The 13,875-nt window shown below is 37.3% G+C and carries 9 protein-coding genes; 1 reads left to right on the top strand and 8 read right to left on the bottom strand.

Annotation, left to right across the window (positions count from 1 at the left end; all coding sequences use genetic code 11):
- Nucleotides 1-36: 36 nt before the first annotated feature.
- The 3 genes from prwr041_RS01700 to prwr041_RS01690 are packed head-to-tail and all read right to left on the bottom strand — an operon-like array spanning nucleotide 37 to nucleotide 3,684.
- Nucleotides 37-1,713 carry a SulP family inorganic anion transporter gene (locus prwr041_RS01700; protein ID WP_207154604.1) on the bottom strand — a complete coding sequence of 559 codons (1,677 nt, stop codon included), beginning with the start codon at nucleotides 1,711-1,713 and terminating at the stop codon, nucleotides 37-39.
- Nucleotides 1,714-1,770: 57 nt separating this feature from the next.
- A complete protein-coding gene (locus prwr041_RS01695; protein ID WP_207154603.1) occupies nucleotides 1,771-2,469 on the bottom strand; it encodes an HAD family hydrolase in 699 nt (232 codons plus the stop codon).
- Between the two features lie 6 nt (nucleotides 2,470-2,475).
- Nucleotides 2,476-3,684: a CobW family GTP-binding protein gene (locus prwr041_RS01690; RefSeq protein ID WP_207154602.1), complete on the bottom strand. Its 1,209-nt coding sequence runs from the start codon at nucleotides 3,682-3,684 to the stop codon at nucleotides 2,476-2,478.
- Nucleotides 3,685-3,922: 238 nt separating this feature from the next.
- Here prwr041_RS01690 and prwr041_RS01685 point away from each other — a divergent pair, with 238 nt between their 5' ends.
- Nucleotides 3,923-5,329 (top strand): C1 family peptidase, encoded by a 1,407-nt coding sequence (locus prwr041_RS01685; RefSeq protein WP_207154601.1) that lies wholly within the window; start codon nucleotides 3,923-3,925, stop codon nucleotides 5,327-5,329.
- Here the strand turns inward: prwr041_RS01685 and prwr041_RS01680 are convergent.
- The 5 genes from prwr041_RS01680 to prwr041_RS01660 form a co-directional block, all read right to left on the bottom strand.
- Nucleotides 5,326-6,831: a ComEC/Rec2 family competence protein gene (locus prwr041_RS01680; RefSeq protein ID WP_207154600.1), complete on the bottom strand. Its 1,506-nt coding sequence runs from the start codon at nucleotides 6,829-6,831 to the stop codon at nucleotides 5,326-5,328. The two genes, prwr041_RS01685 and prwr041_RS01680, sit on opposite strands and share 4 nt — an antisense overlap.
- Complete coding sequence (locus tag prwr041_RS01675) at nucleotides 6,832-8,442, bottom strand: RagB/SusD family nutrient uptake outer membrane protein (protein WP_394370803.1); 1,611 nt, start codon at nucleotides 8,440-8,442, stop codon at nucleotides 6,832-6,834. It lies immediately after the preceding gene.
- Between the two features lie 5 nt (nucleotides 8,443-8,447).
- Nucleotides 8,448-11,162: a SusC/RagA family TonB-linked outer membrane protein gene (locus tag prwr041_RS01670; RefSeq protein ID WP_207154599.1), complete on the bottom strand. Its 2,715-nt coding sequence runs from the start codon at nucleotides 11,160-11,162 to the stop codon at nucleotides 8,448-8,450.
- Between the two features lie 232 nt (nucleotides 11,163-11,394).
- Nucleotides 11,395-11,973 carry a GNAT family N-acetyltransferase gene (locus tag prwr041_RS01665; RefSeq protein WP_207154598.1) on the bottom strand — a complete coding sequence of 193 codons (579 nt, stop codon included), beginning with the start codon at nucleotides 11,971-11,973 and terminating at the stop codon, nucleotides 11,395-11,397.
- Between the two features lie 162 nt (nucleotides 11,974-12,135).
- On the bottom strand, nucleotides 12,136-13,872 hold the full coding sequence (locus prwr041_RS01660; protein ID WP_207154597.1) for a M56 family metallopeptidase: 1,737 nt from the start codon (nucleotides 13,870-13,872) through the stop codon (nucleotides 12,136-12,138).
- Between the last annotated feature and the right edge of the window lie 3 nt (nucleotides 13,873-13,875).

Genomic DNA, 13,875 nt, shown 5'->3' with positions numbered 1-13,875 from the left:
AAATGATTTTAGATAATATATATCTTTTTTAACTACTTATTTGATTTCCTTTGATCTTTCTAAAGCTTCATTTATATGACTGCATATATTATCCTTGCCGATAATACTTTCGAGACGTGCATGTTCAAGTGTTTTCATTACATTTTCGTTGACTCCAGAAAGTATAACTTGTATGCCTTCTTTCTTGCTCATCATACAGAGATTTGTTAGATTATGTATTCCTGTACTGTCTACAAATGGTACTTTTCTCATTCTTATTATTCTTACTTTTGGACGGTCTCCGAATGTTGCCATAATCTCTTCAAAGCTGTTACCTGCGCCAAAGAAATATGGACCATTTATTTCGTAGACTTCTACGCCTTTAGGTATAGCCAGATGTTCCAGATTTCCAAGCATGAAATCACTTTCCTCTTCAGATGGGTCGATCTCGTCGGTTATAATTTTAACGTCTGTAGCTTCTGTCACACGTCTCATGAAGAGTAGGCATGCACATACTAGTCCAACTTCAATAGCGATGGTCAAATCAAAGAATATTGTTAGAAGGAAAGTGACCCACAATACGATAATGTCGCTCTTGGGATTGTGCATGATTCCGATGAATGATCGCCAACCGCACATTCCGTAGCTAACAATTACTAATACTCCAGCAAGACAAGCCATTGGTATGTATTTGGCAAATGGCATTAGGAAAAGAAATATCAATAGTAATACACCTGAATGTATTATTCCTGCAATAGGACTGCGACCGCCGTTATTTATATTAGTCATGGTTCTTGCTATTGCGCCTGTTGCTGGTATTCCACCAAAAATAGGCGACGCAAGATTTGCCAGTCCTTGTGCAATCAATTCTGTATTTGAATTGTGACGTGAGCCAATAACACCATCAGCTACAGTGGCAGAAAGTAAAGACTCTATAGCTCCCAAAACGGCAATGACAATAGCAGGAGATATCAATGACTTTATAATGTTGAATGATAATGCTGGTATTGTTGCTTCTGGTAGTTTATTGCTTATGGCAAAGTGGTCGCCAATTGTTGTTATTGATGTGATACCAGCATATTGTCTTAACAGCAATGCTGATATCGTCATTATTATAATAGCTATCAGTGATCCTGGAATCTTTTTGCTGAACTTTGGTGATATAGCAATGACGATAACACTTGCAATGCCTATAGCTGCATTCCAAGGAGTAATGGTGCCGATGTTTTGAATATATGCAATCCATTTACTAGAAAAATCAGCAGGAACGTTTGCTATCGAAAGCCCAAGAAGATCTTTTATCTGTGTAGTGAAAATGGTTACCGCTATACCGCTTGTGAATCCAATTACAATAGGATAGGGAATGTATTTGATTATTGTACCTAAATGTAGTAGTCCAAAAATAATCAATAATATTCCTGCCATTATTGTGGCGATGGTTAATCCTTCTATTCCATATTGTTGAATAATACCATATATTATTACGATGAAAGCTCCTGTAGGTCCACCTATCTGAACCTTACTTCCTCCGAATAATGATACTATCAGTCCGGCAACGATAGCTGTTATTATTCCCTTTTCAGGTGTTACTCCACTGGCGATACCAAAAGCTATTGCTAACGGCAATGCCACGATTCCAACAATGATACCTGCCATGAGGTCAGTGATAAACTGTTTACGATTGTAATTCTTTAAAGTAGCCACCAGCTGTGGCTTAAATTCAAATGGTGTCATTAATAAAAAAAGAAAGGGGTAATATAATTACCCCGAAGTGAAAAATAAATTTATGCTTTATTTGCAAATTTCCCCGAAATGCTTGATTGTCGTGAGGCGTTTATGATCATAAGTTTCAGATAGTTCCATTTTCCAAGCTACACTGAATGGGACATGAATTGCGTATGCTCCTATATTAAGTGCAGGTGCAATATCTGATTTAAAAGAATTACCAATCATAAGTAATTCTTCTGGATGTATGTTGTAGTTCACGCACAGATGCTTGTACTCATGCTCTGTCTTTTCAGAAACAATCACAACATCGTCAAAGTAGTTAGCAAGTCCAGAACGCTTTAATTTGTTTTCTTGGTCTTGAAGTTCTCCTTTGGTAAAAACTACCAGTTTGTAGTTGTCATCATTCTTTCTTTCGTTAAGAGTGATAAGTGTGTCTTCAACTTCTGGCAGTGGAGTTGTTGGGAAAGATAAAAGCGATTTACCCATTTGCAGTATCTCTTCTATTATATTTCCATGTACTTCACCATCAGAAATCTTAATAGCATTCTCAATCAATGACATTGTGAATGCCTTAATGCCGTAACCAAGACAATCCATGTTTGCTTTTTCTATTGCAAACAGAGAGTCTGATATGGTTTCAGCATCAGCATATTTTGAGAGCAGCTGACAATACATATTTTCGACATCGTCAAAATGCGATTGACAGTCCCAAAGTGTATCGTCAGCGTCTATAGCTATAATCTTGAATTTATCTAGTTGCATGCTTTATCAGTCAAGAAGAATAGAGTCTAATTGTCTTGTTATCTCGTCTTTGTCAAGGTGCTGGCCTATGAATACAAGCTTTTGCATTCTGTCACCGTATTGGTCGTTCCAATCTTGACGCAGTCCTGGTTCACGCTGCATGAGGTCAGCAAGTTCATCTTTCTCCATCGTTGCATACCATTGGCCAGCATTACGAAGATTCATCTGTTTTCCTGCCTGTTCAAAAACATAGCATGTTGCAGGCTCTTCCTTAAACCAGCATATACCCTTGCATCGTATGATATTCTTTGACCATTTAGAAGCGATAAACTCATCAAATCCTACAAGATCAAAAGGCTTGCGGCGATAATATACAAATGTGCCGATACCATATTCTTCAACTTCTCCACCTTCGTGATCATGTTCGTGATGATGGTGGTGGCCTTCGTGGTGATGGTCATGTTCATCATCATCGTCGTCATCATCATCATGTTCATCGTCGTGGTGATGCTCTATTTCGTCAATCCATGCTGCAGAAGTAGCAACTTTATCAAAGTCAAACAGATGTGTATTGATGATCTTATCGAGGTCTACATTGCCATAGTCACATTCAATAATTGTTGCATGTGGCTGCAAAGCTACTATTATTTCTTTTAGACGTTCTAGTTCGCTAGGCTCAACTTCAGATGCTTTGTTAAGCAATATGATATTACAGAATTCAATCTGTTGTATCACTAAGTTCTCAATATCATCTTCTGCTATATTCTGCCTTATGAGATTTTCTCCGTTGCCGAATTCATCTTTCATTCGCAGTGCGTCAACAACTGTCGTTATACAGTCAAGGCGAGCTATGCCACCTTTGATATATTCTGGTCCCATAGTTGGTATAGAACATATTGTTTGTGCGATAGGCGCAGGTTCACATACACCGCTAGCCTCAATTACAATATAGTCAAACTTCTGCATGCTTGTGATGTCACAAAGTTGTGCTACGAGATCCATTTTCAGGGTGCAACATATACATCCGTTCTGCAATGCAACAAGACTGTCGTCTTTCTGATCAACGATGCCACCTTGTTGTATCAGGTCTGCATCGATATTTACTTCACCGATATCATTAACGATTACGGCGAATTTTATACCATGCTTGTTTGATAGAATCTTGTTAACCAATGTAGTCTTTCCACTGCCCAGATAACCTGTAAGCAGCAGTACTGGTATTTCCTGAAATTTCATAATATATTGTATTTTATCTCAATGTTGAGTAATTCCTAAAATTCGATTAGATTGCAAAATTACTAAAAATCAGTTGGATATACAAAAATAAATATATAATTATAGATAATGTTCAGATAATAAATCGCTCATTCTTATTCTGTAAGTGCAAAATTTAAAAGAAATATTAATTTCTTTGTGTTTCAATGCATTAATTATTACCTTTGAAGGCGTAAAAATATTAAAAGTAAACATTATCATGAGTAAAAAGACTTTTACCGTTGGACTTTGCTTGTGTGTAGCAACCATGATGCTGGCACAGACAAATCCAGGTGGCATATCTGCTAATATGTTGCAGCAGATAGAGAAATCACAGAAATCATCAAAAGCTGATAAAGCTATTTTCAATGCAATCGCATCTAATAGTATAGACGATTTAGCTAAGAACTTTGCCAATCAGGGTACTGTTGATACATATTTCAGTAATGAGACTCCTAGTCAGAATATTCACGACCAGCAGAGTTCTGGACGTTGCTGGATGTTTACAGGAATGAATGTGCTTCGTGCAGATTTTGCAAAACAGCACAACGATACTCTTGCTGTTGAGTTCTCTCATGCTTATTTGTTTTTCTATGATCAGTTGGAGAAGGCAAACCTTATGCTTCAGGGTGTTATAGATAATGCAAAGAAACCTATGGAAGACCCAACTGTACAATTTTTCTTTAAAAATCCTATCAGTGATGGCGGTACGTTTTGTGGTATAGCAGACCTTACTGAAAAGTATGGTTTGGTTCCAATGAATGTTCAGCCTGAAACATATTCAAGTGACAATACTAAGATCATGGATAGGCTTGTATCTAGTAAGTTGCGTGAATACGGACTTGAACTTCGCCGTATGGTTGCTTCTGGAAAGAGCAAGAATGCTATAAAAGAGAGAAAGACAGAAATGCTAGCAGATATTTATCATTTGCTAACTCTTACTATTGGTGAACCTGCTAAGGAGTTCACATATACGTTTACGGATAAAAATGGTAAGGCTGTTGGTGAAGCGCATAAGTACACTCCACAGACATTCTATGAAGCTACCGTTGGAAAGAAACTTAATGGTACTTTCATTATGGTGATGAACGATCCACGACGCCCATATTATAAAACTTTTGAAGTAGAATATGACCGCCATACCTATGATGGTCACAACTGGACATATCTTAATCTGCCGATGGAAGAGATAGCCAAACTAGCCATTGCTTCAATAAAAGACGGACACAAGATGTATTCTAGCTATGATGTAGGTAAGCAATTAGACCGTAAACGGGGATATATGGATGTAGACAACTTTGATTATGCTACTCTTATGGGAACTACTTTCAATATGAATAAAGCTGATCGTATCAGTACTTTTGACAGTGGTTCTACTCATGCTATGACTCTTACAGCTGTAGATATGGACAAGAACGGAAGTCCAAAAAAATGGAAGGTTGAGAATAGTTGGGGACCAACTTATGGTCAGAAGGGCTGCTTAATAATGACCAACAACTGGTTTAATGAGTATATGTTCCGTCTTGTTGTGAACAAGAAATACGCCACACAAAAGATATTGGATGCTGCTTCTCAGAAACCAACTATGGTTACTCCTGATGACCCTTTGTTCTTAGAGGATAATTAATTCCGGACTTTTAGTATTCTTAGCATTGCAATATTACTGAGAATGAAGATATATAGCAGCCAGGTCTGTAAAGTGGAAATATAGAAATTTTCTATTGACGAACCAGGAAGTCCTGCTATAAAAAATATAGAACGGTTCATTAATCCCGCTGCCTGCACTATTACGTAACATACAATGTTATTGAGTGCAGTTAGCGGGATTGTTATTATCAATGCCACAGCCATGTATATTATCAATGTGGCACATGGTACTACAATAAAGTTTGTGAGAATGAAATAACATGAAAAGCGTCCGAAGCAATGAAGTACTATTGGAAATGTGAATATCTGTGCAGATAATGATACGCAGATGCTTCCCCATATCCAACTCAACAATTTGTTGTATGGATGTAACAGCATATACATTGGCTTGTATAGGGTAAATATTCCAGCAACAGCCATGAACGACATTTGGAATCCTATATCCCACAAACTAAGTGGATTGATTACAAGTATCACTATTGCCGCGAAGGCAAGAGTATTAAAACTCATGCTCCTTCTGTTTATGATACTTACAAGGGCATATATTGAAAGCATCACTGCACTGCGTACTACAGACGGAGGCATACCTACAATAAAGGCGAATGCCCATATGCCAATTATAGATAATGTCATAGCGATTGCACTATGACCGAACAAAAGCAGGAAAACGGAGAATATTATTCCAAGATGCAATCCCGACAATGCAAGGACATGACTTCCTCCAGATATAGAAAATGCATTTTTCGTATCTTTGTCCAGAGCACTCTTGTCGCCTAATGTCATAGCTGAAATCACAGAGTAAGCCTCTTTATCCTTTCCGTTATCCGCAAATAGTTTTTTAGATAGGTTGTCACGAAATATACGTGCTTTCATGCATAATCTATCATAAGCATTTTTGCCAAGTGAAACTCTTGCAGGATGTATATTCCAATATGGAATGAAGGTCTGTGCAGTGTATCCGTGTATTTTCATCCATTGTGCATAGTTGAAGTTTGAGTTGACAGATATATTATGTGGCTTTTCTAAAACAGACTCAGCGCATATCCCATCACCAGTATTCAGTTTCATTTTAGTTGTTGTATCCCTGAGAATAGTAGCCTTTGCGTTGATTGGACTGCTAATAGCCTTTCCGTTGAGGCTCATAATTTCAATATCACATTTTAGTACCTTACCGTGGACAGTTGGTGTGCTTGTAATCAAAGCCTCGTATTGTGATGTTTCTTTTGGAAGTTGTATATCTGTTACTTTCAGTTGCCGAGACATCAAAGTGCCGCCAAGTGCTAATGTTGTTGCAGCTATTAGTATGCTTTGTATATGTTCGCGTTTTATAAGTAATGCTAAAACGATGAATATAATGCCTGAAGTGAGCCATATACCCATCGTTATGTGCTCATACAATAGATTTCCTGCAACAATACCTATGCAAAAGGCTATAGCGAGACGCAGCAGAGGATAAAGTTGCAGTTTGTTATTCGTGTACATTTATTTGTATCCTTGGTTCTGTTTTAATTTTGTATTCATGTCTATTACAGCTTGTGGAATAGGGAATAGATATGTGAATTTACTATCTTCGTTATCCACCTGTTTACGTTGGTCGTAAGCCTTTTGAAAGATTCCAAACCTAATCATGTCATTACGTCGCCATCCTTCCCACATAAGTTCAAGTAGTCTTTCATCAAGGATATTCTGCAATGTAGCCTTTCTGTCGTTCATTCCTACACGATTGCGTATCATATTGAGTTCTTGTGTGCCGTCTTCACCGTTGCGCACTTTTGCTTCAGATATCATAAGCAATACATCAGAATATCTGAATAGCACAATGTCATTATCTTGTAGCTTTCCGTCAGCATGAGCTGTACGGTCTATCTCATATTTAGACATTCTTGCTCCACCTGTCTTTTCATATTTACTTCCAGTAAGATCTGGTGCAACTTCAAGTGGTCTGTAAATCAAAGGATCTCCATTGTTGAGATAAACAATCTTTCCGTCTACTCTTAGTGTATCACTGTAGAAGTTTATACTATATCTGCTGTCAATAGAATCTGTACCATATCCATACGTCTTAACAGTTAATAGGGTAGCACAGCTTCCGTTTTCTGCATCCATACCTATCGCACTTCCATGATTGTAGTGTCTGCTACGGAAGAGATACCAGAATTGGTTGCTATATAATGTCTTATCCATAGGTATGGTGAATATGTTCTCACTTGAAGTCTCATTGTGTACGGCAAAGTTGTCGGCATAGTTCTTTTCAAGAGAATATCCCTCTTTGGTAATCATGTTGCAATAATATATGCATGCTTCCCATGCGTTAAGTTGCTTCCCGTCAATGTTAAACGTATGTTCGCCATTACCAAGATAGACTTCATTATTAAGCATCATCTTGGCTAGTATGAAATAAGCTACAGGACGTGTGAATTTACCGTAATACTTTCCTTGAATGTTACTGTGTTCATCAGGAAGATATGTTGCAGCCTCTTGTAGCTGAGATATGATCGTACTTGCTACTTCCTGACGTGTTGCTTGTGTCATATCATCAAGCGTAGCCCCGTCTTTCATCGAAAGCGGCACGTTTCCAAACATATCCATTATGTAGAAGTAGAACATTGCTCGTAAGCCTTTTACTTCAGCAGTGTATTCATTATATTCAGAGTCGTTTAGAAGATTTTTGTTATACTCAATCTCTGCTAAAGAATGGTTGCATAGTCCAACTACCTTATAAAGATAGTTCCATGTGTCTAGTAGTGCCTTATCGGTGGATGTCCATTTGTGCATATATAGGTCTTGCCAGAAACCTCCATCATACCAGTCTCCTCCTCTTGTTGGCAGAATCGCCTCGTCAGTGGTAAATGTGTTGTAGTCATAAACACCACGATAAGTGCCTTGAATACCTTGACTGTTACTGTTTCCACCGATATAGTTGTATAGATTTCCTACCGAGTTTATATATAGATTCGTTGACGAATCGTAAGCTTTGTATTCGAGCAGTCTGTCTTTGGGACTTTCATCAAGACAAGACGATAGAAATGTTGTCGATAATGTCATTCCGGCAATACCGATAATCGTCATTATTATATGATATGTTTTTTTCATGTGATCTAGAATTGAATGCTTATTCCTATAGAGTATGAACGGTATGGTGGGTATGACCGTTTGTCGTCAATGCCTAGTGTTCCGTCAACTACATAACTGTTTATCATTGGTGTGAGTCCACTGTATCCTGTTATGGTAGCTAAATTATTGACAGAGCATGAAAGGCGTAGTGAACTGATATATTTATTTTTTACAGGTATGTTCCAACCTATTGTCAGGTAGTCAAAGTTCAAGTAGTCTCCTTTTTCCAGCCAATAGTCTGTTGCAGTCTGGTCTTTGATGTTTTGCTTAGGTGCTTTTGCCATTACATTATAGTCGGGAAAGCTAGACATATTCATATACGTTAGACTTGTTCCGTTGTATATCTTGTGACCGAAAGCTCCGTTTATCTGCAATGATACATCAAATTCTTTGTATCTGAAACTGATGTTTGAGCCTAGTATCCATTTAGGTGTGGCTTGTCCTGCAATATATCTGTCGCCTCCGTCTTCAATATTTATCTTGCCATTATGGTCAAGGTCAGCAATGGCATAACTGTAACTGCCGTCACTGTTTTTTGTTAACCCTGTGCAGTGGGGCAGATAGAAAACTCCAAGTGGCTGACCTATTATTTGGTATACGATGTTGTTGTTGCCACCATGGAATCCAGCACCGTTAAGTGAACCTATACTTGTTATCTGTGAAGCAGAAAGTTGTGTGCCATTATAGTTGCCCGACAATGAAAGTAGTTTGTTCTTTTGGAAAGCTACGTTCATGTTAATGTTTAGTTCTATATCTTTTTTTGATATCGGAATAATGCCTAAACCTAATTCAAAACCACTGTTGCTCATTTCTCCTAGATTGGCAAGTAACTTATTGTATGTGAATGGTGGAACAGGTACATCATATTGGTATAGCATGTCTCGCGTCTTACTGTAATAGTATTCTGCTGTAAGTATCACTCTGTTCTTCCAAAAACTTATATCCGTACCAATATTGAATGTGCTGCGTGTTTCCCATTTTAAATCAGGATTAGCATTGCGAAATTGTCCCATTGTTATAGTTGGTGAACCGTTATAAGATATTACACCTGTAGGCTGAACTAAATTTATTGAGTTGTATGGATCAATACCTCCTAGGTTTCCAGAAAGTCCGTATCCTATTCTGATTTTGAAGATGTTTACCAATTTGCGTAAACTTTTAAAGAAAGGTTCGGCAGCAACGTCCCATGTTCCTGATATTGATGGAAATATGCCCCATTTGTTGTTGTCTCCAAACATACTACTTCCATCTGCTCTCATGTTGCCAGCAACGGTGTATCTATTCAGAAGTGTATAAGATACGCTACCCATTGCGGAAGCTAGTGACGATTCTGTATAGTCTGATCCTGTACCTCCGTATGGTCTTGTAGAAGCGGCAGCAAGATTATCATAACCTAATTCATTTGTTGTGAAACCTTTTACAAGAGTCCAGAAGCCGCTATGTTTGCTCTTTTGATATTCTGTCATTGCCGTTGCTTCTATCGCGTGTATACCCCATGAGTGCTTCCATTCAAGAGTTGCATTGCCCAGCATATCTTCTGTCTTATGTTCTCCACGGTAAGCCTGCCCCTGTGCCCAAACCCATGTAGGGCAGAACACTGCATTCTCAAGAGAGTTATAGCTATAACTGCCGAATAGTTTTAAATGTAGTTCTTTTTCTAGTGTAAAGTCCAGTCCTAAATGAGTATTGAAGTTAATGTTCTTATCATCATTCTTCTCTTTTAGTAATGCTCCAGGAGGATTTATCTGACTAGCCGTTGAGTTTTTATCCCAACCACCCGATGCATTCATTCCTTCTGGATATGTTGGATTTTGTGTAGCTGCACTGTAGAACAGTTTTTGTTCATCAAATATATAGTTGTTCTTTTGTGAAGCTCCAAATACACCAAAATCAATAGAAAGAAGATTGTCGAATGCCTTTTGTGACAAGTCAAACTTAGCAGTGAAGTTTTGGTATTCATTAACCTTAACAATCGTTTTGTGGTCCATAACTCCTATTGACGCACGATAGTTACTGCTTTCAGAGCCTCCGCTGAAAGCGATATGATGATTTTGTACAACTCCAGTTCTTGTTACTGCATCCTGAAAATCAGTATTGTATCCGCCGTCATTGTATTCAAGTCCGAGTGTCTTTGCCGTTGATATATATCCGTTACGTTGCAACATGTCTATGGTCTTGTATTTAGACTCAAAGCCAATATTACCATCGTAACTAATATGAAACATACTTCCATGTCCTTTTTTTGTCGTAACCTGTATAACACCTGATGCACCTCTAGAACCATATTTTGCTGTTTCTGCGGCATTCTTCAGAATAGTAAAGCTCTCTATATCTGCCGGATATATTGATGAAAGTGTAGAAAGGTCGCTGTAAACGCCATCAATAATAACAAGTGGATCGTTTCCACCTGTAAGAGAAGTCGTACCTCTTACTCGCACACTACTCAACTGTGCCATTCTGTTTTCTCCAGAAGTTACGTTCACACCTGCAGCTTGTCCGCTTAATGCGTTGAGTGAGTTTATAACAAGTCCTTTGTTCATTCTGTCTTCAGTAACAATATCTACCGATCCCTGTTTGCGTTCTGGTATTAGTCGCATTATTTTCAAAGAGTCAATTTCAGAAAGACTGTGTTTTTCCTGAGCCTGCATGGTGAAATTCGGCATTATCAGCAAGGGTATTATGAGTTTCCAGTTATACATATTGTGTGGTTTTAATGGCGCAAAATTATTAAACTATATTGCAAATATAGCTAAAAATAATGTTTGAAACAATAAAAGTATTATATATTTTTTAGTTTTATTAGGTACCAGTCGTTAATCACATAGCCTTATAGACATAGTGATTGTATATAAATGGTATTTTGTGAAAAACCAAAATGGTCTATTCGGTAGTCACCTTAATATAAACAGAAAAACATCAGACTCTTATTTATTAGTGATTCGTTTTTTGTAAGTGTTTCATTTTATGTCCTCCCCAAGCTGTATCATTCAAATATTTAAAGCCGAGTTTTCTATATAGTAGTTCGGCTTTTGGATTACCACAATCTACAAGTAATCCTGCTGATGGGATCTTTAGACTATCTGCTTTTTCGCAAGTAGCTTTCAATAGGGCAGAAGCAATCCCCATATTGCGGTATCTTTCGTCAACAGCTAAGCTGTCTATATAAAGCTCGCCTTTCTCCGTTTCGTCGTCAATTCCAGAATAGTCAATACCGAATTCTTTTATCGCCTCTTCTATAAAAGCCTTTCTCAGTCTATGTAGATCTGCTCCATCATAGCTTACACATATTCCAATAACATTTTCTGAATCTTCATCCAAAGCTACTAATGTGTTTTTATATGAATATTGTGAGTCCTCTCTTGCCACAAGTCTTGTCATCATATTGTGAAAATCCTCAAGCGTATGTGTGCTACCTACAAAGTTCTTGCAACATTCATGGTTCATCGCCAACATTATGTATCTTGCTATTTTATCAGCTTGTTGTTTAACAGCATTTGTTATTTTAATCATGTAAAGTCTTTTTACGTTATATTACAAAAATAGCAATATAAAGATTAAGAAACAAATTAATTAATGATTTTTAGTTAATGGCAGTACCTATCTCAGGCACTGCCATTTCTTTATTTAAACAATACAATTTTCTCTTTTCAAAAGAGATTTAAATGGAATATCTTATTTAAATGTCTTTATATACACTTTAGCCTTTCCGTCTTCAGACTTCATAACGGTAATAGATTTAATGTCAGATGGTTTTAAAGTTCCATCAATATCTTCACCTTCAGGTAGTTCTTTTCCATCTATTATGTATATGCAGTTTTTCTTTTCAGGAAATGATACAGGGCTTACTTTGCCTACGGGTACAGGAATGGTAAACATTGTCTTCACTGCCTTACCTTTGTTAATGCCAGGTTCCCAGTTTGGCATATTGTTCACAGCTTGCAAAGCCTCGTTGTCCAATTCTGGATTTATGCTATGTACAATATGAGCACCATAAATCGAGCCGTCTTTGTTAACTGTGAATGCGACTATAATATGGCCAGACTTTGTGGAATTTTCTTGATTCTTTATGTTCTTGGTAAAGTATTCCAACATCTTCTTAGAGCCACCTGGAAAACTAGGCATCTTGTCTACAGCATTGTAAACTTTATCTTCATCGTTTGATTCACTGTTGTCATTCTTTAAAGTAATTTTCATTCCGTTTATTGCATCTCCTGCATGGAATGTCATATCAGCGAAGCCTACATATTGTATTGAGATAGTTTTGTCATCAGAAACATCATTTAAAGAAAAGTTTCCTTTAACATCAGATACAACACCCTTCTTAGTACCATTTATCACAACTAGTGCACCTGGTACTGGAATGCCGTTTTCATTAACAACAGTTCCTTTTATATTGATAATCTTTGCATCTTGGGCTTGATTATCAACAGCGTTATTAACTAAGTCTGCTACAGTTGAAGCCTTGCTTTGGGTAACTCCTGACTCAAGTAATCCTTTTGTTACATTTGATATTTTTGCGATCTCAGGAATTTTCTCACTTAGAGAACGAGCAACAGAGTCGATATTACTTACAATAAGTAATGCGGCGGCAAGTGGCGCAAAAAGCAGATACTTAGTCTTAACTATTTCCTTAGTCCTACGTTTGTTCATCATTTTAATTCTTTTTTTAAGAGGTAAAACATTAAAGTTATTGGCAATATTCGTTTTTGACGAATGATATGCCAAACCTAGTAAGTGGTACTGATAGGCTTTGCGCGCGTTGCCTTCAGTCAATACACTTTCATCGGCTAAAAATTCCAAATTAATACGTACATCACGTTTCATTAACCATGTAAAAGGATTAAACCAGCAGAATATGCAAAACAGTTCCGACATTATGCTGTCAAAAGAGTGCCACTGATTTACGTGTGTACGTTCATGTATTATTATTTCATTAAGTTCATCATCACATAGTCCTTCCGTATTTACAAATATCCATTTGAAGAAAGAGAATGGTCCGTCTTTGCTTTTCAGTATGTGGAGCATTGTGCCATTGATGCTTATTTTTTTATGTTTGCATGCCATATATACGATAGTTCCAAGTTGTAAAATAAAGTTTAGTAACATGATCGTTACCACGGCTATATAAACATATAGTATAATGTCTTTCCATGTTATTGACGGAGCATTGGCATACGTCATCATTGTTGGTAATATACTTGTGGCATAACTGTTTGCCATACTAACTGTGGTATCGGAGTCTTTAATCCAGTATTCAATGTTAAGTAATGGAATAGTTAATGATATAAGATATATTGTCCACAGAGTGGCACGTCGCAATGCAAAGAATGTGTCTTTGCTTGTCATTAGCCGATAGAATCCATATAACAGAATCAGAGCGATATTTACTTTTAATAGGTATATAGCCATATT

It is taken from the genome of Prevotella herbatica (assembly GCF_017347605.1).
In the GTDB taxonomy this organism is placed as follows: domain Bacteria; phylum Bacteroidota; class Bacteroidia; order Bacteroidales; family Bacteroidaceae; genus Prevotella; species Prevotella herbatica.
The sequence above is the reverse complement of the archived record's forward strand: the minus strand, read 5'-3'. Positions and strand labels throughout refer to the sequence as shown.

Excerpts from the sequence above, each read along its gene's own strand:
- prwr041_RS01665 (WP_207154598.1), bottom strand. The coding sequence starts at position 11,973 with ATGATTAAAATAACAAATGCTGTTAAACAACAAGCTGATAAAATAGCA.
- prwr041_RS01680 (WP_207154600.1), bottom strand. The coding sequence starts at position 6,831 with ATGTACACGAATAACAAACTGCAACTTTATCCTCTGCTGCGTCTCGCT.
- prwr041_RS01700 (WP_207154604.1), bottom strand. The coding sequence starts at position 1,713 with ATGACACCATTTGAATTTAAGCCACAGCTGGTGGCTACTTTAAAGAAT.
- prwr041_RS01695 (WP_207154603.1), bottom strand. The coding sequence starts at position 2,469 with ATGCAACTAGATAAATTCAAGATTATAGCTATAGACGCTGACGATACA.
- prwr041_RS01690 (WP_207154602.1), bottom strand. The coding sequence starts at position 3,684 with ATGAAATTTCAGGAAATACCAGTACTGCTGCTTACAGGTTATCTGGGC.
- prwr041_RS01685 (WP_207154601.1), top strand. The coding sequence starts at position 3,923 with ATGAGTAAAAAGACTTTTACCGTTGGACTTTGCTTGTGTGTAGCAACC.
- prwr041_RS01670 (WP_207154599.1), bottom strand. The coding sequence starts at position 11,162 with ATGTATAACTGGAAACTCATAATACCCTTGCTGATAATGCCGAATTTC.
- prwr041_RS01660 (WP_207154597.1), bottom strand. The coding sequence starts at position 13,872 with ATGGCTATATACCTATTAAAAGTAAATATCGCTCTGATTCTGTTATAT.
- prwr041_RS01675 (WP_394370803.1), bottom strand. The coding sequence starts at position 8,442 with ATGAAAAAAACATATCATATAATAATGACGATTATCGGTATTGCCGGA.